This window comes from Bacillus stercoris (assembly GCF_029772985.1).
In the GTDB taxonomy this organism is placed as follows: Bacteria; Bacillota; Bacilli; order Bacillales; family Bacillaceae; genus Bacillus; species Bacillus stercoris.
The window spans coordinates 3,042,929-3,065,330 of sequence record NZ_CP121861.1; the positions used below are offsets into that span (position 1 = coordinate 3,042,929).

The 22,402-nt window shown below is 44.6% G+C and carries 23 protein-coding genes; 9 read left to right on the forward strand and 14 right to left on the reverse strand.

The annotated features are described in order from the left end of the window. Positions 1 to 102: 102 nt before the first annotated feature. The 5 genes from QA442_RS15865 to QA442_RS15885 all read right to left on the reverse strand — a co-directional run bounded on the left by QA442_RS15865 (position 103) and on the right by QA442_RS15885 (position 5,695). Positions 103 to 1,482: an MFS transporter gene (locus QA442_RS15865; RefSeq protein WP_095432576.1), complete on the reverse strand. Its 1,380-nt coding sequence runs from the start codon at positions 1,480 to 1,482 to the stop codon at positions 103 to 105. A 68-nt stretch (positions 1,483 to 1,550) separates the two neighbouring features. Then, positions 1,551 to 2,972 (reverse strand): glucuronate isomerase, encoded by a 1,422-nt coding sequence (gene uxaC, locus QA442_RS15870; protein ID WP_095432577.1) that lies wholly within the window; start codon positions 2,970 to 2,972, stop codon positions 1,551 to 1,553. Between the two features lie 197 nt (positions 2,973 to 3,169). Beyond that, positions 3,170 to 4,348 (reverse strand): NAD(P)/FAD-dependent oxidoreductase, encoded by a 1,179-nt coding sequence (locus QA442_RS15875; RefSeq protein ID WP_014663611.1) that lies wholly within the window; start codon positions 4,346 to 4,348, stop codon positions 3,170 to 3,172. Positions 4,349 to 4,387: 39 nt separating this feature from the next. Next, positions 4,388 to 4,810, reverse strand: coding sequence for a DUF1641 domain-containing protein (locus QA442_RS15880; protein ID WP_014663610.1), 423 nt, complete (start codon positions 4,808 to 4,810; stop codon positions 4,388 to 4,390). A 387-nt stretch (positions 4,811 to 5,197) separates the two neighbouring features. Continuing rightward, the gene (locus QA442_RS15885) at positions 5,198 to 5,695 is read right to left on the reverse strand and encodes a cupin domain-containing protein (protein ID WP_069838953.1); all 498 of its coding nucleotides are present in this window, start codon (positions 5,693 to 5,695) and stop codon (positions 5,198 to 5,200) included. Positions 5,696 to 5,825: 130 nt separating this feature from the next. Here QA442_RS15885 and QA442_RS15890 point away from each other — a divergent pair, with 130 nt between their 5' ends. The 3 genes from QA442_RS15890 to QA442_RS15900 all read left to right on the forward strand — a co-directional run bounded on the left by QA442_RS15890 (position 5,826) and on the right by QA442_RS15900 (position 8,424). Next, complete coding sequence (locus tag QA442_RS15890; RefSeq protein ID WP_095432578.1) at positions 5,826 to 6,800, forward strand: DMT family transporter; 975 nt, start codon at positions 5,826 to 5,828, stop codon at positions 6,798 to 6,800. A gap of 119 nt (positions 6,801 to 6,919) precedes the next feature. After that, the gene (locus QA442_RS15895) at positions 6,920 to 7,672 is read left to right on the forward strand and encodes an ABC transporter ATP-binding protein (RefSeq protein ID WP_095432579.1); all 753 of its coding nucleotides are present in this window, start codon (positions 6,920 to 6,922) and stop codon (positions 7,670 to 7,672) included. Further along, complete coding sequence (locus tag QA442_RS15900) at positions 7,672 to 8,424, forward strand: ABC transporter permease (protein WP_095432580.1); 753 nt, start codon at positions 7,672 to 7,674, stop codon at positions 8,422 to 8,424. The genes QA442_RS15895 and QA442_RS15900 overlap by 1 nt, the downstream gene beginning before the upstream one ends. A 45-nt stretch (positions 8,425 to 8,469) precedes the next feature. Here the strand turns inward: QA442_RS15900 and QA442_RS15905 are convergent, their stop codons facing one another. Further along, entirely contained in the window at positions 8,470 to 9,282 is an 813-nt protein-coding gene (locus QA442_RS15905) for a uroporphyrinogen-III synthase (protein WP_279473300.1), read from the reverse strand. Between the two features lie 173 nt (positions 9,283 to 9,455). Between QA442_RS15905 and QA442_RS15910 the strand changes: the two genes are divergently transcribed. Further along, positions 9,456 to 9,644, forward strand: coding sequence for a DUF8096 family protein (locus tag QA442_RS15910; protein WP_003232781.1), 189 nt, complete (start codon positions 9,456 to 9,458; stop codon positions 9,642 to 9,644). Positions 9,645 to 9,684: 40 nt separating this feature from the next. On the opposite strand, the gene QA442_RS15915 is transcribed toward QA442_RS15910, so the two are convergent. After that, on the reverse strand, positions 9,685 to 10,863 hold the full coding sequence (locus QA442_RS15915; RefSeq protein ID WP_095432582.1) for a glycosyltransferase: 1,179 nt from the start codon (positions 10,861 to 10,863) through the stop codon (positions 9,685 to 9,687). 22 nt (positions 10,864 to 10,885) lie between these two features. Continuing rightward, on the reverse strand, positions 10,886 to 12,076 hold the full coding sequence (yjiB, locus tag QA442_RS15920) for a monooxygenase YjiB (protein WP_014663603.1): 1,191 nt from the start codon (positions 12,074 to 12,076) through the stop codon (positions 10,886 to 10,888). 391 nt (positions 12,077 to 12,467) lie between these two features. On the opposite strand from yjiB, the gene QA442_RS15925 reads away from it, so the two are divergent. Then, the gene (locus QA442_RS15925) at positions 12,468 to 12,746 is read left to right on the forward strand and encodes a hypothetical protein (protein ID WP_040083402.1); all 279 of its coding nucleotides are present in this window, start codon (positions 12,468 to 12,470) and stop codon (positions 12,744 to 12,746) included. A gap of 30 nt (positions 12,747 to 12,776) precedes the next feature. Here the strand turns inward: QA442_RS15925 and QA442_RS15930 are convergent, their stop codons facing one another. The 4 genes from QA442_RS15930 to fdhF all read right to left on the reverse strand — a co-directional run bounded on the left by QA442_RS15930 (position 12,777) and on the right by fdhF (position 17,832). Further along, on the reverse strand, positions 12,777 to 13,403 hold the full coding sequence (locus tag QA442_RS15930; protein ID WP_279473302.1) for an NUDIX hydrolase: 627 nt from the start codon (positions 13,401 to 13,403) through the stop codon (positions 12,777 to 12,779). Positions 13,404 to 13,481: 78 nt separating this feature from the next. Further along, positions 13,482 to 14,123 carry a DUF4352 domain-containing protein gene (locus QA442_RS15935; RefSeq protein ID WP_279473303.1) on the reverse strand — a complete coding sequence of 214 codons (642 nt, stop codon included), beginning with the start codon at positions 14,121 to 14,123 and terminating at the stop codon, positions 13,482 to 13,484. Between the two features lie 198 nt (positions 14,124 to 14,321). Then, complete coding sequence (locus tag QA442_RS15940) at positions 14,322 to 14,882, reverse strand: helical membrane plugin domain-containing protein (protein ID WP_014663599.1); 561 nt, start codon at positions 14,880 to 14,882, stop codon at positions 14,322 to 14,324. Next, a complete protein-coding gene (fdhF, locus tag QA442_RS15945; RefSeq protein ID WP_279473304.1) occupies positions 14,875 to 17,832 on the reverse strand; it encodes a formate dehydrogenase subunit alpha in 2,958 nt (985 codons plus the stop codon). The genes QA442_RS15940 and fdhF overlap by 8 nt, the downstream gene beginning before the upstream one ends. 145 nt (positions 17,833 to 17,977) lie before the next feature. Here fdhF and QA442_RS15950 point away from each other — a divergent pair, with 145 nt between their 5' ends. Together QA442_RS15950 and QA442_RS15955 are read left to right on the forward strand one after the other, a co-directional pair. Beyond that, on the forward strand, positions 17,978 to 18,553 hold the full coding sequence (locus QA442_RS15950) for a YjgB family protein (protein ID WP_071576569.1): 576 nt from the start codon (positions 17,978 to 17,980) through the stop codon (positions 18,551 to 18,553). 101 nt (positions 18,554 to 18,654) lie between these two features. Then, positions 18,655 to 19,053 (forward strand): ribosomal maturation YjgA family protein, encoded by a 399-nt coding sequence (locus QA442_RS15955; protein WP_134975757.1) that lies wholly within the window; start codon positions 18,655 to 18,657, stop codon positions 19,051 to 19,053. A gap of 9 nt (positions 19,054 to 19,062) precedes the next feature. Here the strand turns inward: QA442_RS15955 and QA442_RS15960 are convergent, their stop codons facing one another. After that, positions 19,063 to 19,962 carry a DUF2268 domain-containing putative Zn-dependent protease gene (locus QA442_RS15960; protein ID WP_279473305.1) on the reverse strand — a complete coding sequence of 300 codons (900 nt, stop codon included), beginning with the start codon at positions 19,960 to 19,962 and terminating at the stop codon, positions 19,063 to 19,065. A 125-nt stretch (positions 19,963 to 20,087) separates the two neighbouring features. On the opposite strand from QA442_RS15960, the gene QA442_RS15965 reads away from it, so the two are divergent. Together QA442_RS15965 and QA442_RS15970 are read left to right on the forward strand one after the other, a co-directional pair. Beyond that, on the forward strand, positions 20,088 to 20,255 hold the full coding sequence (locus QA442_RS15965) for a YjfB family protein (RefSeq protein ID WP_014476499.1): 168 nt from the start codon (positions 20,088 to 20,090) through the stop codon (positions 20,253 to 20,255). 124 nt (positions 20,256 to 20,379) lie between these two features. Next, positions 20,380 to 20,853: a YjfA family protein gene (locus tag QA442_RS15970; protein WP_042974194.1), complete on the forward strand. Its 474-nt coding sequence runs from the start codon at positions 20,380 to 20,382 to the stop codon at positions 20,851 to 20,853. A 35-nt stretch (positions 20,854 to 20,888) separates the two neighbouring features. On the opposite strand, the gene pdaC is transcribed toward QA442_RS15970, so the two are convergent. Then, a complete protein-coding gene (gene pdaC, locus QA442_RS15975) occupies positions 20,889 to 22,295 on the reverse strand; it encodes a peptidoglycan-N-acetylmuramic acid deacetylase PdaC (protein WP_279473306.1) in 1,407 nt (468 codons plus the stop codon). Positions 22,296 to 22,402: the final 107 nt, after the last annotated feature.

Genomic DNA, 22,402 nt, shown 5'->3' on the forward strand with positions numbered 1-22,402 from the left:
AGTGCCTCCTTCCTTTTCAGTGCTTCCGGGCACCCATTAGTGAAAACCCCTACAAACACATTTTATTTACCGATTATTTCAAATATTCTTTATATTACATCGTCAGCTCTTTTGATGAAGATCCTGAACAATCTGAGCATGCTGCTGGTCTGTGAGTTTATAAAGAAAACCAATAATCATCATCGCCAATGCCAAAGCAATTGCCGGATACAGAAGAAGCAGCGCTTTGATGCCAATCAGCGCCTGTGCTGTCTGGACTGCATTCGGCACATAGCCGATTATCCCCAAACCGATCCCCGAAAGAAACCCAGACAAAGACTGAGCTAGCTTTCTGGAAAAATTGAAAAGTGAATATGTCGTTGCTTCTTTCCGTTCACCGGATTTCCATTCGCCATAGTCGATAATATCGGAGACAAGAGCCCACGTGATGCCGTTTGGGATACTGATTCCGATAAAGGCGATGCTGGCGAGAATGGTAAACACATAAACGTTAGATGGAAGCATAAAGTTGATCAGATCCGCGGCCACACTGATGGCAAAGCCAATCATTGCCGTTCGTTTCTTTCCAAACATCTTGACGAGCTTTGGAAGGAATACGACGCCCAAAAAGGAAGAACCAATAATGATGAAGTTCATATAAGCCATTAATTCAACATTGCCCAGGTTATATTGTGCGAAATAGACGAGCATGGCGGATTTGATGTTGTATGCGGAGATTGAAAAAATCGTCATTAGGACAAGGGTTAACAGCGGTTTATTTGTAATAAATGTTTTGACGACAGATGAGAATGTTAATTTTTCTTTAGGAGCTTCCGATATGACAACGCGCTCTTTGCAATTGCGGTAGCAAATATAAAACCAAAGCACACCGAGTAACGCGAACAAGCCCATGACCACGGGGTAGCCGACCTTCGGATTATCAAATTTGACGAGAAGCGGCATTACGGCCACACTTGTGATAAACAAGGCGCCAAGTGATCCGATTTGGCGGAACGTCGAAATGGAGGTTCGGTCCTCAGAATTTTGAGTCATTGCTGCTCCTAATGAGCCGTAGGGAATATTCACAAACGAATAGCCGATGCCCCAAATCATATAGGATGCATAGGCATAAATCAGTTTTCCGGTCGTTGATACATTTGGAGACAGAAAAATAAGAACAGTAAGCACCGCGAGCACGATGCTGCCGATTAATAAATAAGGCCTGAATTTCCCCCGTTTGCCGATGTTTTTGCGATAATCGATTGATGAGCCGACAATTGGATCTGTTATCGCCGCAAACAGCTTGCTGACTAAAAAAATGCCGCCGGCCATCGCAGCCGGAATTCCCGCTACATCAGTGAAATACTTCAATAAATAAATCTGGCCGAGATCAAACATAAAACCGTTGCCAAAATCACCAAAACCATAGGAGATTTTTTCCTTCAACGAAAGCCTTTTTTCCGTTTCGACCGACACAACCTTATTTGCCAGTTCAGTTCGCATGTTCCACCTCTGTGTCTTAAGAATTTTCGGGCAGTGGTCCGCTCAGTGATGCTGAGCGGACCACTTTGTTACACGTTTGCTTTCTCTTCTTGAAATTGAAAGTAGTGTTTCGCATTGTCATAGCAAATTCCCTGAACGATGTTTCCAAGAAGCTCCATATCGCACGGCACTTCACCGTTTTCCACCCATTCCCCAATTAAATTGCAGACGATTCGTCTGAAATATTCGTGACGCGTATACGAAAGAAAGCTTCTGGAATCGGTGAGCATGCCGATAAAACGGCTGAAAAGGCCAACGTTTGATAACGCTTTCATTTGGTCCAGCATCCCGTCTTTAGTATCGTTAAACCACCAGGCTGTGCCGAATTGTATTTTTCCCGGGGTTATACCGTCCTGAAAACTGTTGATCATGCTGGCAATGACATAGTTATCATTGGGATTCAGTGAATATAAAATCGTTTTCGGCAGCTGGTTCTTCATCTCAACTGAGTTCAGCAGCTTGTATAAAGGCTTCGCAATTTCTTCATCGTTCATAGAATCATAGCCTGTATCAGGACCGAGCCTTTTCATCATTTTTGTATTCGTGTTTCTTAAAGCGTTGATATGAAACTGCATCGCCCAATCGAGCTCCGCATACAACCCGCAAAGAAACTGAAGCGTATATGTCTTAAATTTCTTCTCATCTTCATAAGAAACCTCTGTTCCTTGTAATCTGTCAGCAAAAATCCGTCCAGCTTCTTCTTTTGTCGTTTCGGCAAATACCATTGAATCTATCGCATGATCAGACACTCTGCCGCCAGCTGAATGGAAGAATCGCACTCGTTTTTCCAACGCTTTTAAAAACTCATCATAGGTTGTAATGGATATGGCGGCGGCATCTTCAAGTGACTGCACCCAATCCGGAAAGCCTTCACGATTGATCTCAAGTCCTTTATCCGGCCGAAATCCAGGCAGCACGCTGACAGGAAAATCTTTGTCTTCTCTTAATAATAGATGGTATTCAAGAGAATCGACAGGGTCATCCGTTGTGCACACAACCTTTACATTTGATTTCATGATTAAATCCCTTGCCCCGAAGCCTTCCCCTTGGAGCAGTTCATTTGTCCGTTTCCATATAGCCGGTCCGGACTTCTCGTTTAAAATCTCATAAATGCCAAAAAAACGCTGCAATTCTAAGTGGGTCCAGTTGTAGAGCGGATTTCCGATCGCCATCGGCACGGTTTTCGCCCAAGCCATAAATTTCTCCTCATCTGGCGCATCTCCGGTGATGTATGTCTCCTCAATTCCATTGGCTCTCATGATGCGCCATTTATAATGGTCACCATACAGCCAGGCTTCCGTGATGTTTTGAAATGTTTTATTTTCATAGATTTCTTTCGGGCTTAAGTGGCAGTGGTAATCAATAATCGGCATGTCTTTCGCATACTTGTGATAGAGGCTGACAGCGGTTTCATTTTTCAATAAAAAGTTTTCGCCCATGAAGGGTTCCATGTCCTCACCGTCTTTCATTCTATTTCAAAATGTTAACGTTAACATTTTGATTTGTTTTTATTTTACCTTTATATTCCTCTGGGATCAATCTCTTTTTTGAAAATGAAATGTTAACGCTATCATAAACATGAAAAAAGACATTGCCAGAAAGCACTCGGAAAGGAACGCTTTTGGCAATGCCAGATTCATTAAAAGGATTAGTAAGCCAGGCTGAAAAGTCCTTTAATATGTGTCAAATATCGTACATTACTTGCTTCTTTCATCAAGGAAGCAGGAAGACCTTTAAGCGGTGTAGAATTAGCACCAATAATGGCAACCGCGTCTTTGCGTCCAAGGCTTGCAAGTGTACCAGAGTTAACTGGCTTGAATGTTTCAAGTGTTTTGCCTTCTAGGTAAGCGAATAGGTTGTAACCGATCAGCTCACCCATTTGCCATGCGATTTGTGCAGTTGGCGGGTATGGACGGCCGTCTGGTCCGAAGTAAACGGCGCTGTCTCCAGCAACGAATACATCTTCATGAGATGTAGATTGCAGGAAGTCGTTTACAGTCGCGCGTCCGCGGTTCACTTCTAGGCCTGATTCACCGACTAATGGGTTACCTTGTACGCCGCCAGTCCAAACAAATGTGTTGGCAACAACTTTAGATCCGTCTTTCAGATCAATTACGTTTCCTTCTACATTTGTAACAGGGAGACCTGTTAAGAACTCAACGCCGCGTTTTTCAAGGCTTGCAGTTGCACGTTCGATAAGATCATCCGGAAGAACAGGAAGGATCTTCGGACCAGCTTCAACAAGCTTTAATTTGATTTCTTTATGGTCTACGCCGTATTTTTTCGCAAGGTTCGGCATGATGTCAGCAAGCTCACCAACAAGCTCAACACCTGTTAAGCCGCCTCCGCCGATAAGGATTGTTGCGTCTGCTTCGTTTTTCGTTTTAGAGTACTCGCGCACACGATCTTCAACATGCTGGAAGACTTTGTTCGCATCAGCAGCAGATTTCAACACCATGCTGTTTTCTTCAAGACCTGGGATGCCGAAATAAGCCGTTACAGAACCAAGACCTACAACAAGCGCATCGTAAGATAATGTAGAACCGTCACCAAGCGCAACTTCTTTTTTATCAACAGAGAAAGAGTTTACTTCCGCGATTTTAAGATCAATGTCTTTGCCTTTGAAAAGTTTTTCTAATGGCATAGCAACCGCTTTTTCAGACACGTTGCCTGCAGCAAGACGGTGTAATTCCGTAATGATTTGGTGAGTTGGGTATTTGTTTACCACTGTCACGCGTGCTTGTTCTTTTGTGTAATGTTTGCGAACTGTTAGAGCAGAAAGAACTCCGCCATAACCAGCGCCTAGAATGACAATATGTTTTGACATCGTATATCCTCCGTCCTTTATATCAATTTGAATCTGAGATTATTTTTGGTTTTCGCGTTCGTTCATGACTTCAAGGTAGCTGTTAGCAAAACGGAACAGCTTTTGAGCTTGAGGATCTTTCAGCATACGCAGCAGGCCGAAAAGACCAATTGTTTCGTTGCTTGCTTCCGCGCGGTCTTTTGCTTCGATCGCAGTCGCAGCTACTTCTTTCGCTGTTTCTTTTACAGGCTCAAGAATTTCAGTGATCGCACCGACTGTGTCGTTTTTTAACACTTCGTCAGTCGCTACAGACTGAGCGAAATCATAAGACTTCGTTAAAATATTGACTAACTCAGTCAGCTTCGGAAGCTGGTCAACTAAAACAGTCAATGATTCTTGAACTTCTGGCTTTAATAGCTGATCAATAAGATCTTGCTGGCTTTGGCTGACAGACGCATTTGTTTGATCGATTGTTTCTGGCATATCCAATTCTCCTTTACTATAAGCAGTTTGCTGATTTGTTTGGAAAGGGTAGTGCCTCTCCCTGTCTCACGCTTTTAAGGCATAAGAATAAGGATTGTGAATTCATGCACAATCATTTACAAAAATAAATGTTTACTACCCAGTTTTTCATCTTGCCATATTCAGTATTATTTTTATCAAAAAATAAACAATTGAATAAGTCAAAATCCTTTACTCTCTCTGAAAATAGCAAACACAAAAAACTCCAATTCGATTACCTTCTATATGATAACACTTTTTGAACAAAATTTGAACGTGAATTGCTTCGATTATGAAATTAATTTATATGGAGCTCATGTCATAACGTTTCTGTGACACTAGTTATTGACAATCCAGCAATTTCTCCCTTCACTTTACCCATATTTCCAATAAAGGCTCTCTTTTTCCTGTGATCGGATCATTCGCCGGCAACGCCGCCTTCTTTATCTGTTTGACCGCTTCCTCCCACTCATCCGGCTTTCCCGTCTTCATATCATACTGAATGCCTCCGGGATAGGCGCCAAGGACAGTAAAATCGGGACTTGAGCTTAGCTTTTTATGACCGACTCCGGCTGGAATCACGACTGCATCGCCTGTTTTGAAAGGGATGACAGCTCCTTTTTCTCCCCCGAACTGAATGACAGCCTCTCCCCTAACTGCAATCAGGACTTCATGCGTATTGCTGTGATAATGATGGTATGGAAAAACACTTCCTAACCAGCTGTTTGACCAGCCATGCCGGGTGACGATCCGCTCTGCCTGACTGGTATTCTTAATCGCGTTTTGATATACCACGAGCGGATACTCAGGGTGATTCGGAATCCTGCCGTCATCCGGAAAGAAATATGTCTGTGTCTTTGCTTCCATCAATTTCACCTCCCTTTTTTATCTTCCACACATAGCGGTTCGCAAAACATGATGTTTTTCTCACGATTCCATTGATCTGCATGATACCAAATAGTATAGTATAAAAAATAATGCCAGAATGAGGGATACCATGAAAGCTATTGTTATCGGAATTTTAGCTTCACTCTTTTTCGCCGTTACCTTTATATTAAATAGAGCGATGGAGTTATCTGGAGGCAGCTGGCTCTGGAGCTCTTCGCTGCGCTTTATTTTTATGGTGCCGTTTTTATGTGTGATTGTCATCATGAGAGGGACATTCACGCCTCTCGTACAAGAGATGCGGAAAAAGCCGTTCTTTTGGCTCAAATGGAGCTTTGTCGGCTTCGTGCTTTTTTACGCGCCGATCACATTTGCGGCTGCCTACGGTCCGGGATGGCTTATAGCCGGCACCTGGCAAATTACAATTGTAGCCGGTGTGCTCTTGTCTCCTTTGTTTTATGTCAAACAAGATATGCCGGGCGGTCCGCAGCTCGTTCGGCAAAAGATTCCCCTGGTTTCACTTGGCACTTCCGTGATCATCCTGATTGGAGCGGCTCTGATTCAGCTTCAGCATGCAGAATCGCTTTCAGGAAAGATGCTGCTTTTCAGTGTGCTGCCGGTTGTCATTGCGGCTTTTGCCTATCCGTTAGGAAACAGGAGAATGCTCGAGGAATACGGTGGCCGGCTTGATACATTTCAGCGCGTGCTTGGAATGACATTGGCAAGCCTTCCGTTCTGGCTTCTATTAGCAGCTTACGGTTGGTGGTCAGACGGCCTGCCGACAGCGGGGCAAACCGTTCAATCCTTTATCGTTGCCGTCAGCTCAGGCATCATTGCGACGGTTTTATTTTTCTGGGCCACTGATATGGTAAGAGACAATCCGCAAAAACTCGCAGCTGTTGAAGCCACTCAATCCGGTGAAGTGATTTTCGCGCTGCTTGGTGAAATTGTTCTGCTGTCAGGCGTTTTCCCATCTCTATTATCATTTGCCGGTTTGTTCATTATAATAGCGGGGATGATGTTACATACCTTCGCTTCACAGCCGAGAAAACCGAAAAAGAAAGCACAGTCAAATCTGACTGCGTAGCATCTGCAGGAGAATGGGTGAAAGCCTGTTCTCCTTTATTTGTGCTACCAAAAGGAATCTGTTTCACGTTATAGTTAAATATAATGTCAGCCTACTTATATTGAAAGGTGATTATTGTAATGGAAGCAAACGATCAAACACAAAACATACCAGCCATCTCCTTCAGATCAGTCAGAAAAAGCTATAAACAAGATGGACAAACCTATGATGTACTGCGGGATGTCACCGGAGACATTCAACAGGGTGCAATCGTAGCCGTTTTAGGCCCTTCCGGCTCAGGCAAAAGCACCCTCCTTTCCTTGTGTAATTTAATGAGAACGCCTGACAGCGGCGAAGTCAACATATATGGAAAGGAAATCAGAGAATGGAATGTCAATGAGCTGAGACGAACGGCTGCCCTCGCGTTTCAGTCGGCTCCTGTGCTCGACGGGACAGTGCGTGACAATCTAAGTCTGGTCCAAAGGCTGCATCAATCCCAGCTGTACGCTCCAGAAAAGCTGGCTTCTCTTGCAGGGCTTTCGCCAGAGCTGTTAGACAGAAGCGCCAGAGACTTATCGGGCGGACAGCGGCAAAGGCTGTCACTGGCCAGAACGATTTCAAATCCTTCCTCTATTTTATTGCTGGACGAAATCACGTCGGCCTTGGACCCAGTTTCTGCTCTCGAGATTGAAGAACTGATCAAACGTCAGCATCGAGAGAAAAAATGGACAGTCATGTGGGTCACTCATAATATGGAGCAGGCAAAACGAGTAGCCGATACCATTTGGTTTATGGCGAAGGGGCGGCTGCTTGAAATCGCTGAAACCGAAACATTTTTCTCCGCTCCGCAGCATGAAGCAGCCAAAGAGTTTTTGAAGGGAGGCACTCGGTAATGGATTACCTTTCTCTCTCTTTAACGATGACCTTTGTTTTGATCGCCTTGTTTTTATCAAAATCCTTTAAAGCCGGCGTAGAAAAAGATATGATCATTGCCACCATCCGGGCCGCGGTGCAGCTGCTTATCATCGGTTATGTTTTGTCTCTGATTTTTCGCGGAGACCACCCTGTTTTTATCCTGCTAATGGTGCTGTTAATGCTGGCGGTGGCGGCACAAAATGTCATCAAACGAAAGAAAAATACAATTGGTTCGTTCTGGAGGGTGTTTGCTGCATTAGCCATTGTAGAAATTGTGACGCAGGGAATTCTGCTGTCTCTTCATATCATTCCGCTTACAGCACGATATGTCATTCCGATCAGCGGGATGGTCATCGGAAACTCGATGGTGCTTTCGAGTTTGTTTTTAAATCGGCTCAGCTCAGAAGTTGGCGTTCGCAAAGAAGAAATTCAATTAATATTGTCGCTTGGCGGCACACCGAAGCAATCCATACAGCGCATTCTTACTTCAGCGATGAAAATGAGTATGATCCCGACGCTCGAAAGCCAGAAAACACTGGGACTTGTCCAGCTTCCCGGCATGATGACAGGCCAGATTCTAGCCGGAGCGGACCCGATTCAGGCAGTGCGCTTTCAGCTCTTAATCGTGTTTACAACAATGGCCTCAGCCGCGCTGACTTGCGTAATCTTAAGCGTGCTGACATACCCGTCATTATTCACCGTTCATCAGCAGCTAAAGGAGAATGAATAACAGACAAAAGCCGCTTTTCCCTTGGAAAGCGGCTTTTTGTACTTGTTATTCCTTTTCTTCATAATATTTGGCCAGCTCAATAATCATCGCGCCCATCCGCTCAATCTCTGGCGCAAGCAGTCTCGTGATGCCTTCTTCCCGCAGCGCCTCAGCAGTCACTTTTCCGACAGCAGCTGCTATGGTGCGCTCTTCGAATACTGTCTTCACTTCATTGATATAGCCTCGCTCCCTGGCAAAATCAAACAGGGAACGAACCTGAATGGCCGTTGTAAAACAAACAGCGTCGATATCATTATTCATCAGCTCTCGGCATAACCGCTCCACCGTTTCCTCCTCCGGCGGGATGTGCTGATAAGGAAGAATCGGCAGGACAGACGCGCCCTTTTCTTTAAGAAATGCGATAAGGGCCGGCGCATTTTCTCCATGAAGCTGCACCATGACTTTTTTCCCTGAAAAGTCGTGAGGCTCCAAGGAACGGATTAAGCCTCTTGTTGTCCCATCTTCATCTGAAGCTTCCGGTGTGATCCCAAGCTTTTTCAGCGCAGACAGGGTTTTGTATCCCCGGCATGCCGCTTTCGCTTGGCGAATGGCCTGCAGAAACTCATCTTTCAGTCCAATTTTCTCTGCCATATCGACAAGAGTCTCCAACCCGATGCCTGTCGTGAAAATGACCCAGTCAGCTTTTTCTTCCGCAAACGTCCGCAAATCCGGCTCCACCTGCTTCTCTGCTAAGTAAACCGTGCCTTGGAGAGGCCGGATGACAGGTATTCCGCCCTGTTTTTCAATGATTGTACTAATTTCTTCCGTTTTTCGTGAGCCACCGATTGCCACGCGTTTTCCAAGTAACCCTTTTCCCATACCCGTTTCCTCTCCTCTTTGCATAGGCTTTTTATGTATATAAGCTTAATAAAGCTATTTTGGCGCAAACCAAGGAAGAAATCAAGATAAACCCAAACCTCTAAAATCCATTGAATACGCCGGAAGCTTGCTGTAAGATAAACAGCAGACACGTCTTGTAACGGAGGATCGACATGGAAACAAAAAAAGAAGAATATGAAACAAAAGGCTACGATACATCGATTGTTTACGAATTCAATGAATATCCGGATGCCCGCAGCGGGCGCTGCGACAACTGTGATTACACACTATTCAAAAGCTCTGTAAAAGGCGGAAAATTTCTTAGAGAATGCCGGAGATGCGGGATGAAAAAAAATATTTAAACAGAAAACCGAAATCAAATTGATTTCGGTTTTTATGTTTTTACTGCGGGACAGCGGATTTTTTCATAAACGCTTCAATCTCAGCTGCCGCACGCTCCGCTCCGCCAGCTTCTTTTACATCCTTTTGCATATTCTTGACGCGGCTGAGCAGCTCTTGATCACTGGATACAGCCTGAACCGCTTCCTGCAGGCTGGAAACAGTCACTTCCTCTTTCGGCAAATAAACGCCAAGGCCTAATTCATCAACCCGATTTGCAGTGAGCTCTTGCTCATACATTTGCGGAATGACGACAAGCGGCACACCTGCGTTCATCGCTTCCATCGTACTGTTCATCCCGCCATGAGAGATGAACAAATCAGCTTTCTCTAACACCTCAAGCTGGGGCACGCTTTGTCGAATGGTAAAGTTAGCAGGAATATCTTCTAAGTCTTCTGGATCAATTGATTTTCCGACCGACATGACCACCTGCCATGAAGAATTCCGAAATGCCTCAATGCACATCTTGTAAAATTCCGGCCAGGCGTTAAACGCCGTTCCCAATGAAATCAGCATAAGCGGTTGATCGCCCTTTTTCATTTCCAAGCTTTCCTGTTCCGTCCGTTTTCCAAGAGATGGGCCGACAAAACAGAAACGGTCATCGAACGTCTCATGCTGTATTTGAAAAGATTTCGGCATAAAGACAATATTCAAGGCCTCCGGCACAGCTAATTGTTCAAAAGAAACAGCCGGCAACTGCTCTTTTTCCAAGTAAGCTTTGAATTCAGCCTCTGCTTCTTTTATTTTTTTCAGCATGTCTTCATTTCCTAACTGAAAGGATTCATTTTGGGCATATGACGAACAGAGCTTAATGACCGGAACATTAAACTTGTCAGCAAACAATTTTCCAGCCAGCGCGACAAAATCATAGATAATCAGATCAGGCTGATCATCCTTATATAACGCTTCAAGCTGCGGCAGAATGCTGAGTGATTCTTTCAAAAGACTGAGAGGCGCATCATTCTTTTCCATCATCTCCCTGATTTGCTTAGGATCAATATTCAAGGATGTATGATAGATCAATGCTTCTCCACCCGCTTCCTGAACAGCGGGCGCAAACTCCTCAGTCGTCGCGTACGTGACACGATGCCCTTTCTCACAAAGCTTCTCTACTAAAGCAAGCGTAGGGTTGACATGACCGTACGCCGGGATATTAATCATCGAGATATGGTACTTTTTCATGAATCTCCAGTCTCCTTATCTATTACATTTTCACACGGAAGCTCTTTAATCCGTATATCACGCTGTTTTCAATCGGAGTGATACTGAGGCACTCCATATGAGGAAAAGCAGAAATCAAAGACGTTAACGCGATATTTGCTTCAAGACGGGCAAGCGGCGCACCAAGACAAAAATGGATGCCGTGTCCAAACGCGATATGCGGATTGGGATGGCGGCGGATATCAAACATGTGCGGTCTGTCAAACTTTGCTTCATCACGATTTGCCGATGCCACAAACGCCAAAACCATATCACCTTCTTTCATCAGGTGCCCCCCGATCTCCGTATCCCGCTTGGCAATGCGTCTCAAAACCGGGGCGGGCGCTCTGAAACGTAAGGCTTCCTCAACTGCCTGAGACATCAATTCAGGATGGCTGCGCAGTTCCTCGTACACACCTGGCGTTTCTAATATGCTGTACATCGCATTTGAAATCAGGTTTGTTGTGGTTTCATTTCCGGCCACAAGCAGCAGCGTGCAAAACGGAATCAGCTCTTCACCGGAAAGCTTCTCGCCTGTTTCCTCCGCTTCCACTAAAATAGAAATAATATCCTGTGCCGGTTTGTTTCGCTTTTCTTCTATGATGCCGGCAAAAAACGCGGCCAGTTCTTTCTCACATTTATCTCGTTCTTCCAAATAGGCTTTTTCCGCTTCTTCACTTTTATCCTTTGGTGTGCTGACCAGAAGATCAGACCATGCTTTAAACTGATCCATATGCTCTGAAGGCACTCCCAGCAGCTCAGATATCACAATAACCGGAAGCGGGTATGAAAAATCGTGAACAAGGTCAAACTCACTACGCCCCTGAAAACTTTGAATCAGTTCATCTGTGATTTCCTGAATTCTCGGTTCCCATTGCTTCATCACGCGCGGGGTGAAGGCTTTATTCACGACTGAACGGATTTTTGTATGCCTCGGCGGGTCCATGTTAATGATGGAATTTCCAATAGAGCTTGTCTGCTGCGGCATGTAACTGGAAAACAGCTCTTTATCCCCAATAACTTTTTTGACATCATCATAAAGAAAAACGCTCCACACTTGGTTTTCTTCATCAAAGGAAACAGGCGCATCCTTTCTCATCGATTCGTACCATGGAAACGGATGATAAGCATCCTGTTTGTTTTTCCCATTGAGCAGCGCTCGCTGCAAGGCTTGCCGGCGGTTTAACACATTCATGTATAGTCACTCCCATTGAAAGAATTTAGCAATTGATGTGCCACTTCACCTCCCGCTTTCGTGAAAGAGAGGGACTACCACATATAATCAAATTAATAACAGCAGGCAGGCGATCACGATGTTCGATGCAGGCATCATATATTCCCCCTCGAATTTCGTTCATCTTACCATAATCTTTCAATTTTTTTCTATTCTGCGCTGCTGTTTTGGCTCACAACGTGACCTTAGGCATAAGCACGCACATTCAATATGCATTCAATTGCACCGCTCCGCTCAAAAAACATCTCTGTTTTCAACCAAATGCACTAACTCCAAAAAATGACTTTCCCATTATGTAAAATAAACTGGTTCTATGATTAAATAGAAGGTAAAAGGTGAAGGAGAGAACAACATGGCAGCACAGACTGATTACAAAAAACTAGTTGTCGGCATCCTACTTTCACTGGCATTCGCACTGTTTGTGTTCTCTTTTTCTGAGAGACATGAAAAACCGCTTGTTGAGGGAAAAAAGCAGGAAAACTGGCATGCTGTCGTCGACAAAGCCTCTGTCAAAATTTATGGCAGCCGACTAGTTGAGGAAAACAAATTAAAGCAAAAACTCGGCCATAAAGAAGCCGATTCTATTTTGACCCTTCTGAAACTCGCCAACGAAAAACACATTACATTATAAAAAAGAAAGAGCCCGGAGGCTCTTTCTTTTTTAGTCGAATATCGTTTTCTTGTCCGGATGGCGCAAAAAGTCAAACAGCATGCCAAGCTGTGAAGGTGTGTTTCGTTTTGGAGAAAGCGGCGGGAGTCTGTCTTCCGAAAAAAAAGCGGCATGATTCGTTTCAATCCCTGTTTCCCCCTGCCCGCCCGTTATGCTGCATGCGATGAAGATTTTATAATAGTGATAAGGCTGAGGAGGATGAGAGTGTTTTTGGCTGTCCAGCACGGCCAGCAAACGAGACGGCTCTGTATCATACCCCGACTCTTCTTTGATTTCCTTGACCACGTTTTCAGCCGGTGATAAACCAATCTCGCAAAATCCGCCCGGGAGCGACCACATCTCATCATGCTTCTCCCGGACTAGCAAAATCTGATTCTCTCTGAATACAGCGCCGCGCACATCCGCTTTCGGCGTCGGATAGCCGCTCTCCCTATTCCATAAATCAGTGATAACTTCCATGTCCGTCTGTGAGTAATCCGCCATCATTTCCGCGCTGAGCTTCATTAGCTCTTCGTACCTCTCCCTGTCGTACACATCCTTGGAAAAAGCAAGCCCCGCCTGTGCGATCGCCCGAATCCGCTGTGCCCGTTCCAGCCATTTGGTTTGCACTTTTATCACTCATCCTTTCAAGTCAAGTTTCGCTATAAAAAATGCACGTTTTCCACAGATGAAAAACGTGCAACTGTAAATTAGCTTCTAATCTAACTTCACCAAGTAATCAATATTGTCCTTTACTCTCTCTTTTGTATTACTGCTATTTGTATCAGCTAAAAACGGATTATATACCAGTGTGTAATGTTTCTGTTCTCCTTTAGGGATGACATAACTGAGTACACCTGTAACCTTTTTCCCCGATACTAGTGTTCCTCCCATAAGAATTCTGCCCTTCTCTTCTATAGAAAAAACAGGCCGCACTGATTGATCATTCTTGTCTCTTAAATCAAACCCGATAAAATTGTAGCTTATTGAATCTTCTCCTATGTTTTCCATCGTAACTTCTATAATAAGCCGTTCCTCATCATCTTTTATTGTTTTTGTCTTTTCATTTACAGCACCGCCAACATTCATATATTCACCTTTTTGCACTCTATCAACTTTATTCACTGTAAAATTCGTATGTCCTGCTTTAAATGTTTCACCTATTTTATGTATTTGATCATCTTTTTTGATCTTCGGCTCACCGCCTTTTTTCAATTCCTTATCAAGTTCCTTTTCAAGCTCTTCTTGTGATTTTTTCTCTTTCGGTTTTTCCTTCTCTGATGCATCGCTCGATTGGCTGCACGCAGAAAGCGCTAACCCGATCGTCAAGACAAATAATAGCAATAAGACTTTTTTCATGATTGTTCCCCCATCTAAAGTAATCGATTTCCATTATAATCATATATCCCCTTTTCCTAACAGGTAAGAAAGTAACGATTATTTCTATCTCATTCATCATAAACTTACTTCTTCCTAGTATTTGAATATTTTTTACTAGTCCATTAGACCTTTTCATCAAAAAAACCCGAGCTGGCTGAAGCCGGCTCGGGCGGGAGGTCAATCTCGCTTATTCATTCCTCTTTTCTCTCGTGGTTCCTGATGATGTTTTTGATGCTCGGGGGGCTGCGTCGTGCGTTCCATCTCCTTTGTATCTTGTCCCATTCCTTTTAAAAAGGAAAAGAGCAGTGTAATTGATTTGTTGATTTCCGGGTCTTTAAGCGAGCGGATAATATCAAAATATCCTGTCTTTTCTTCGCTGTTTTTCTGTTCTACAGCGCTTGCCACACCCGCATTCACTTTTAAAATAAGAGGCTCCAGCTGTTTCACGTCCAGCATGCCGAGCGTCCCAAACAGAAGCAATAGATTTTTCAGCGTGTTGGCAGTTTCCTCTGTATCTGCTTTTTTCACCAGGATATCAAGAACTTTATCCCCTTGGCCAAAAAGGCCGCGGAGCAACGGCAGGACACCGCGCTCGTTCATATGGCCCAGCATATGCAATGTTTCGAGAATCGCTTCTTTGTGATCGACTAAGGCATCTTCAATTTCCCGCAAATCACGCTTTCGCTGATCCTCTTCGGTTACCTCGATTTTCTGAATTCGTTTAATCGCTTTAGCCATTATGCCCAATCCCCCTTTTCACTGCGTCGCCAGGGAAAATATAATCCTTCCGCGCCCATTTCTTTTGAACCTGCACACCGATTTGCGGCTGCGGATTGCCGTTGCGGTGATTGATCTTAGGCAGCGGATTGATTCCATCGCGCTTCAAAATTTCCATCTTGGCTGAGGTTTCTTTGTAAGCTGGCGTATCGGTATCCTTATCGGCATGGCTGCCTGTTAGCAGGTTGATCGCCGCTTCCCCTGAATCGTTCATTGGCAGATACACTTCCTTCCCTTTGACACGATCAGTCATCACACACTTCACTTTAACACTGCCAAAAGGCGATGTGAGTCTGACGAGGGTTCCATCCTGAATCCCTCGTTCTGCCGCAAGCTCAGGAGAAATTTCCAAGAACACTTCCGGTGTTTTCTCCGAAATCCCTTTCGATTTGTAGGTGAGGTTCCCTTCGTGGAAATGCTCTAAGAGCCGTCCATTGTTGACGTGAATGTCATATTCCTCACCGAACTCCTCAGGCTCTGTCCACTGAACGGGGTAAAGAATGGCTTTTCCATCCGGGAAAGGGAAGCGATCCGTAAAGAGTAAAGGCGAATCCTTTCCATCAGCGCTTACAGGCCATTGCAGGGAATTGTAGCCTTCAAGGCGTTCATAGGTGACACCGGCATAAATTGGCGACAGTTTGGCTGCTTCCTCCATAATGTCTGCAGGGTGCTCATAGTGCCAGCCGGCGCCAAGCTTATTGGCTACCTCCATAATAATCTGCCAGTCAGGCTTTGATTCGCCCAGCGGTTCAAACACCTGATACAGCCGCTGAATCCGGCGTTCTGTGTTTGTAAAGGTTCCTTCCTTTTCAAGGCTCGGGCTCGCAGGAAGAATCACATCAGCAAACTCGGCTGTACGTGAAAGGAAAATGTCCTGCACCACAAAGAAATCAAGCTTTTCATATGCGGCGTGCACATGATTGATGTTGGAGTCGACAAGACCCATTTCTTCACCTTTTACATACATCGCTTTCAGCTGGCCGGAATGGATTTTTTCGATCATTTCGTGGTTAGTCATACCCGGCTCCTTCGGCAGCGGCACACCCCACTCCCGTTCGTATTTTTGGCGGACTTGTTCGTCCGTCACCTTTTCATAGCCCGGCAAGCTGTCAGGCATGCTTCCGAAATCGCTTGCTCCCTGCACATTGTTATGGCCGCGCAGTGGGTAAGAACCTGCTCCCGGTTTTCCATAGTTTCCTGTCACAAGCAGCAGATTAGAGATCGCCGTGCTCGTGTCGCTTCCTCCAATATGCTGTGTCACGCCCATCGCCCACAATGCGCACACACTGTCAGCTTGCCCAATCATCTCTGCCATCTGGATAAGGGTCTCTTGATTGATCCCGGTTTTCTCCTCGGCATATTCAAGTGTGTACGGCGCCAGGCTTTTTACATATTCATCCCGTCCGTTCACTCTTTCCTGCAAAAAGCGCTCATCAGCTTTGCCGTTTTCAATTAAATATTTGGCGATCGCATTCAGCCAGACGATATCCGATCCGGCACGCGGCTGGACAAATAAATCGGAGCGCTCTGCCATTTCGTGTTTTCTGATATCCGCGACGATCACTTTCTGCCCTCTCAGCTTATGGGCCCGTTTAATGCGAGTGGACAAGACTGGATGCGACTCAGACGTGTTCGAACCAATAATCAAAACAAGGTCGGCTTGTGCGATATCTGTTATTGAGCCTGAATCACCGCCATAGCCGACTGTCCGAAACAGGCCGGCAGTCGCAGGAGATTGGCAATAGCGCGAGCAGTTGTCCACATTGTTTGTGCCAATGACTCCTCTGGCCAGCTTTTGCATGAGATAGGATTCCTCGTTCGTACATTTAGACGATGTAATAAAAGCAAGTGAATCCGGTCCAAACGCTTCTTTCAATTCCGTGAACTTGCTGGCGATCAGCGATAACGCCTCCTCCCACTCTGCTTCACGAAAATGCTCGCCTTCTCGGATCAGCGGCTTTGTCAGACGTTCTTCACTGTTGACGAAATCCCAGCCGAACTTTCCTTTCACACAAGTAGAAATGCCGTTGACCGGCGCTTCCTCTTGGGGCTCGACTTTCAGAATGTCTCTGCCCTTTGTCCAAACATCAAAGCTGCAGCCGACGCCGCAATAGGTGCAGACTGTTTTCGTTTTTTTGATTCGTTCATCACGCATAGCGGATTCCATATCAGAAATAGCGAGAATTGAACCGTAGCCTGTCTCTACGCCTTTCGTGATCTCGATCATCGGACGCAGCGATTCGTTATTGATGCCTGTTAAATATCCGGCTTCCCCTTCCATTCCTTTTTCCATCATCGCGTTGCACGGACAGACGGTTGAACAATGGCCGCATGACACACATGACGACTCATTGATCGGCACGTCGTTATCCCAAATGACGCGCGGGCGTTTCCGCTCCCAGTCAATGGTCAGCGTTTCAGTGACCTGCACGTCCTGGCACGCTTCAACACAGCGTCCGCACAAAATACATTGATCTGGATCATACCGATAAAACGGATGGGATTCATCCTTATGGTATGGCTTGTGATCAAACGGAATGCTTTGGTGATTGATTTTCATTTCCTTCACCGTATTATGTATTTCGCATCCCCCATTGTTGTAATCGCAAACTGTGCAATAAAGCTCATGATTATATAAAATCTTGTCCATTCCGATCACCTGCGCTTTTTTTACGTCAGGTGAGAGCGTATCAATGACATCCCCATCCTTTAATTCAGCGGAGCACGACCTCTTCAGCTCACCATTGATGCTGACGATGCACGTATCACATGTTTCAATCGGCCCTAAGCTTGGATGATAGCAAACTTGCGGCACTTCAATCGAGCTGTTATTCAAAAGCTGCAGCACCGTCTGTTCCTCTGACGCTTCCATTTCAACGCCGTTTATTGTGATTTTTTTCTTGCCAGCCATCTCCATTCCCCTTTCTTGCTATATATACCGAATTACCTATTTCAGTTCCCTTACAACAACTCAATAAAACATACAAAGCGCACTCACATGTTTTGTTGCAAAAACACGGGGAAACGGAATGGTAGATGAATAAGGAGGGATTAACATGAAAAAGACAATGTCTGCTATAACCGCGGCGGCAGCAGTAACAAGCTGTTTTACCGGCTTTGGGGCTGCGTCCTTTTCAGCACCGGCAAAGGCCGCAGCTCAAACAAATACACTCTATGAAAACACAAACCAATCAGCCGCTGAGCTTGTCAAAAACCTTTACAACACCGCCTACAAAGGAGAAATGCCTCAGCAGGCGCAAGGCCTTACCATTAACAAAAGCACAAAAGGAGATGTCCATGCTGCGTTTGGGGAACCGGAAAGACCAGTCGGGGGAGACAATCGATTTGATTTATATCACTGGAATATGGGACAGCCGGGCTACGGATTTTCCTATCATAAAGACATGACTATTTCAGAAATCCGCTATTTTGGAACCGGTGTGGAACGGCATTTGAATTTAGGCGGTGTTACGCCGGAAGTGCTGCAGAAGCAATTAGGCCCAGCGAATCGAGTGTTGACCGTCCCGTTTACCGATGAAATCGACTATGTATATGACACAGGCCGCTATGAACTTCATTTTGTAATAGGCACGGATCAGACAGCCGACCATGTAAACCTAAAAGCAAAATAAACACCCTAGGCGGCTAATCCAGCCGCTTTTTTAGTGGACAAATAAAAGATATATTTCTTACAATACAGGGAGATGAAGAAGAGACGGGGTATCAATTCGCAATGAAGCGAAATCGATGGATATATGCAGCTTTCACCATACTGATCATGGGGCTCGGGCTTGGATCCAGAGCATTCGCCAGTGCTCTTCCTGATTCCCTCAATACTTATCTGGGAGACTCGCTGTGGGCCGCCATGATCTTTACGGGATGCGGATTTCTATTTCGGAAGCTGAAGACAATGAAAACGGGCATTATCAGTCTTTCTTTCTGTTTTGCCATTGAATTCAGCCAGCTCTATCATGCCGAATGGATCGACCAGATTAGGGATACTTCTCTTGGCGGGCTTGTACTGGGGTACGGTTTTTTATGGAGCGATATCGAAGCATATACAATTGGAATTGCAGCCTGTGCCGCCATTGAACTGCTCGTTTTGGGAATCAAAAAGCGCCGCTGTATGTGACGCTTTTTTTCATGTAGAAAACAGCCCGCATTGAGAAAGAATGGTCTTCGCATCCAAACGTGTGGCCTCGCTTATCGTGATATGATGTTGATTCATAAATGACTGAACGGCATGATATCCAACCGCATAACCTGCAAAAGCCGATAAACCTGCAGGCTTAAAACCTTGGTCTTTAGCAATTGGATCACCAAACATATAACGGCTGACTTCCGAAAAGCCTTTCACATCCAGCACCTCATTGATCACATCAATGGAATATTGCAAATCCTCATGATCAAAACGAGTTATCCAAGGGCCCAATCGTTCTGTGCCAAATAGCTCTCGGGCGAATGATTCGGCCAATCCTTCAATCACAAGATAATCCCCGACACTTACAGAGCCATGATCAAAATCAGTATACGAAAACCGCACATTATGATGAAACTCATGAGCAATAATGGAAGGAATCCTTGGCAGGTTATAACTGTTCGGATGAATCCATACATGAATAAAGCCCGGTATCCCGCCAAACCCGCAGTAGCCTTTTTGCAGCTGAAGCTTATTTGGATCGGCGATATAAAGGCCGAATTTGATCTCCTCTGCATTCACCCGCAGCTGTTCGCGCTCAGCAAAAAGGATGCATTGTCGAAGTGCAGATTCCGCTGTCTCTAAAGCATGTGATTCCTTCAGTATTCGCAATGCTTTCTGCCCGATTTCAACATCACGGACATCCAAATAGCCAAGCATTTTCGCAGTCATCATCACATCATAGCCGTTTGGCTCCTTCGCTTTCAGCGGAACATGGATGGCGGTCCACATCTTTTCAAACGGCCTCATCATCGTATACCGAAATTTATCCTTTCTTTTTTGTTCTTCCATTGAAAACAGCTTTTCGTATTGCTCAAAGGTCTTTTCCATGACAAGATTCATCCTGATCCCTCCTTGTCAAAAACATACGGTATCCCGCAGCGTAAGGGTCAACAGGAGAAATTAAGCCATTTTTCACTGTAAAATCATACAAACCCGCCGATAGGTAAGGCATAGGAGGTGGAACCATGGATATTCCTGCTTTATCGGTTGCGATGCATCAAGCATCCCTTGCCCAGAATGTAAATATCGCTTTAACGAAAAAAATGCTGGACACCGCCCAGCAAAATGCTGATCAAACCTTAAAGATGATACAGCACCCGACTCTCGGACAAACCATTGATGTAAAAGCATAACCTCACACCAAAGGCGGCCAAGAACTCCATCCTCCCGGCCGCCTTTATTGTTCACAAAAAAGCATGCATGTTTTGATTGTTCCTCCATATGATTTATTGTTTGCCATATTAAGGAGGTCATAAATTGAAAAGACTGTTTATGAAGGCTTCATTGGTGTTATTCGCAGTAGTATTTGTTTTTGCCGTCAAAGGTGCACCCGCAAAGGCGGAAACCCATGCCTACGATGGTAAAAGCCCTTATTACAATGATTGTGCGTCCAGCGGCTCTACAAAAAAATCCTCAAACTTAGTGAATGCCAGCAATCAAGTCATTGGAGTAGTCGAGCTTAAGTTCAGCAGTACATGTAAAACGGCTTGGGCAAAAATCACGATGAATAATACATTGACGTCAGGCTTTGAAGCAAATGCGGAGATTACCCGGAACACGGACGGAAAAAGATATAACTGCGATTCTGCAGGCGGCAACGGAAAAGCGGTCGCCGGCCAAAAATCTTGTTATACACCGATGGTATATGATTTAGATCCAAGGACTTCTTACGCTTTCGGCAAGTATTCAGGGCCGAACTTGAATGTTTGGGCCACCACAGGCTCTTATTAAATAGAAAAAAGGCTGTCCGTACGGGCAGCCTTTTCCTACTGATTTGCTTCTCTTTGTTTTTTAACCTCTTCAAGCTGAGAAACTGTCACCAATTGATAACCTTGATCGGTGAGCTTTTTCATAATTTCATCGGCCGCATCAGCAGAGGTGCGGTAAATATCGTGAATCAAGATGGTTCTTCCATCTCCCGCCTGGCTCATGACACGGTCAACGATTGTTTTTTTGTTACGGTCTTTCCAATCTTCCGGGTCAACGTCCCATAATGCGACATCCATTTTCATTTGACTCCGCAGTTCATCATTAATGCCGCCGTATGGGGGTCTTACAAGCGTCGGGCGGTATCCGCTTATTTTTTCAATGATGTCTTGCGTGTCATTGATCTGCTTTAGCGCTTCTTTCACTGGAAGCCTTGTGAGAAGCGGGTGGCTCCACGAATGGTTCCCCACCTCATTTCCTTCTTTCAGCATTCTGATTAGCGTTTCCGGATAATATTGAACCCTGCTCCCCAAAACAAAAAACGTGGCATGCCCCTTATATTTCTTCAAGGAATCCAAAATCTGATTTGTTGTCGCAGGATTCGGCCCGTCATCGAAAGTAAGTGCAATGACTTTTTGATTTGGATCAACCGTTTCCTCTTTGGGTAAAGAAATCACTTCATGCTTCGGCTTTTGTTCTTTGATTTTATTTTTATTTTTTGCTTTATCAATATATTGTTCTTTCAGAATGTCTTTCAAAAGACTTTTCTTAATGGCAATTGATTGCTCTCCAAGATAGCCTGCTGCAACCTGATATGTATCAAAGTAAAGTTCAATATAATCTTCCTTGATGGCAAACCGGCTGAAGTTATCTTTTTTCGGAGCCGTCCCTTCCTTTAACAGCGCATCGTCCGCTGCAATGTCCTTATTCTTTTTCAGCTCGTGATAAGCGATTAACGAAAGCTTGTGTAAGTAGTCAGCGTCCTCTTTGAAAATATTATCAATGGAAAGAAACGCTTGTTTACTAAAATCATAGTTAAACGTTTTTTTCACGGTTTGACCATGTGCGCCCCCGATATATTTGTATTCATTAAATACAATCGCCACTGTCTGTTTGGCATAATGGACAATTTTATAATCAACATTTAATTCGTTGCGCTTAGTCGTATGCTCTTGGTCAACGTTTTTTGTTTCCTTTTGAAATTGGCGAACCTCTTTTTCTGCGAATCTTTTTAATACCGAATCCATTTTTTTATTTTTGAAAACGGGATAGTTTACCGCGTAATTAAACGTTTTCCCGTCATTGACAAGCGTTGCGATCTCAACATTCCCATATTGAGAATCAGTTCTTACTTTATTCATGACCGTTTCTTTTTTCAACGAATGATTATGGAAAAAGCCGATAAGGCCCACCACAATTACAACTGCTATTAATACATGAAACCATTTGATTCTTTTTACTAACAACAAAAACTCCTTCTTTCGTAGCCATTTCGATTTATTCTTCATCAGTTAGAACTGTATCTGTTTAGAAACACTATTGTAATATTCCAGTAACATTTATTTCACATTTG

Excerpts from the sequence above, each read along its gene's own strand:
- QA442_RS15865 (WP_095432576.1), bottom strand. The coding sequence starts at position 1,482 with ATGCGAACTGAACTGGCAAATAAGGTTGTGTCGGTCGAAACGGAAAAA.
- uxaC (WP_095432577.1), bottom strand. The coding sequence starts at position 2,972 with ATGGAACCCTTCATGGGCGAAAACTTTTTATTGAAAAATGAAACCGCT.
- QA442_RS15875 (WP_014663611.1), bottom strand. The coding sequence starts at position 4,348 with ATGTCAAAACATATTGTCATTCTAGGCGCTGGTTATGGCGGAGTTCTT.
- QA442_RS15880 (WP_014663610.1), bottom strand. The coding sequence starts at position 4,810 with ATGCCAGAAACAATCGATCAAACAAATGCGTCTGTCAGCCAAAGCCAG.
- QA442_RS15885 (WP_069838953.1), bottom strand. The coding sequence starts at position 5,695 with ATGGAAGCAAAGACACAGACATATTTCTTTCCGGATGACGGCAGGATT.
- QA442_RS15890 (WP_095432578.1), top strand. The coding sequence starts at position 5,826 with ATGAAAGCTATTGTTATCGGAATTTTAGCTTCACTCTTTTTCGCCGTT.
- QA442_RS15895 (WP_095432579.1), top strand. The coding sequence starts at position 6,920 with ATGGAAGCAAACGATCAAACACAAAACATACCAGCCATCTCCTTCAGA.
- QA442_RS15900 (WP_095432580.1), top strand. The coding sequence starts at position 7,672 with ATGGATTACCTTTCTCTCTCTTTAACGATGACCTTTGTTTTGATCGCC.
- QA442_RS15905 (WP_279473300.1), bottom strand. The coding sequence starts at position 9,282 with ATGGGAAAAGGGTTACTTGGAAAACGCGTGGCAATCGGTGGCTCACGA.
- QA442_RS15910 (WP_003232781.1), top strand. The coding sequence starts at position 9,456 with ATGGAAACAAAAAAAGAAGAATATGAAACAAAAGGCTACGATACATCG.
- QA442_RS15915 (WP_095432582.1), bottom strand. The coding sequence starts at position 10,863 with ATGAAAAAGTACCATATCTCGATGATTAATATCCCGGCGTACGGTCAT.
- yjiB (WP_014663603.1), bottom strand. The coding sequence starts at position 12,076 with ATGAATGTGTTAAACCGCCGGCAAGCCTTGCAGCGAGCGCTGCTCAAT.
- QA442_RS15925 (WP_040083402.1), top strand. The coding sequence starts at position 12,468 with ATGGCAGCACAGACTGATTACAAAAAACTAGTTGTCGGCATCCTACTT.
- QA442_RS15935 (WP_279473303.1), bottom strand. The coding sequence starts at position 14,123 with ATGAAAAAAGTCTTATTGCTATTATTTGTCTTGACGATCGGGTTAGCG.
- QA442_RS15940 (WP_014663599.1), bottom strand. The coding sequence starts at position 14,882 with ATGGCTAAAGCGATTAAACGAATTCAGAAAATCGAGGTAACCGAAGAG.
- fdhF (WP_279473304.1), bottom strand. The coding sequence starts at position 17,832 with ATGGCTGGCAAGAAAAAAATCACAATAAACGGCGTTGAAATGGAAGCG.
- QA442_RS15950 (WP_071576569.1), top strand. The coding sequence starts at position 17,978 with ATGAAAAAGACAATGTCTGCTATAACCGCGGCGGCAGCAGTAACAAGC.
- QA442_RS15955 (WP_134975757.1), top strand. The coding sequence starts at position 18,655 with ATGAAGCGAAATCGATGGATATATGCAGCTTTCACCATACTGATCATG.
- QA442_RS15960 (WP_279473305.1), bottom strand. The coding sequence starts at position 19,962 with ATGAATCTTGTCATGGAAAAGACCTTTGAGCAATACGAAAAGCTGTTT.
- QA442_RS15965 (WP_014476499.1), top strand. The coding sequence starts at position 20,088 with ATGGATATTCCTGCTTTATCGGTTGCGATGCATCAAGCATCCCTTGCC.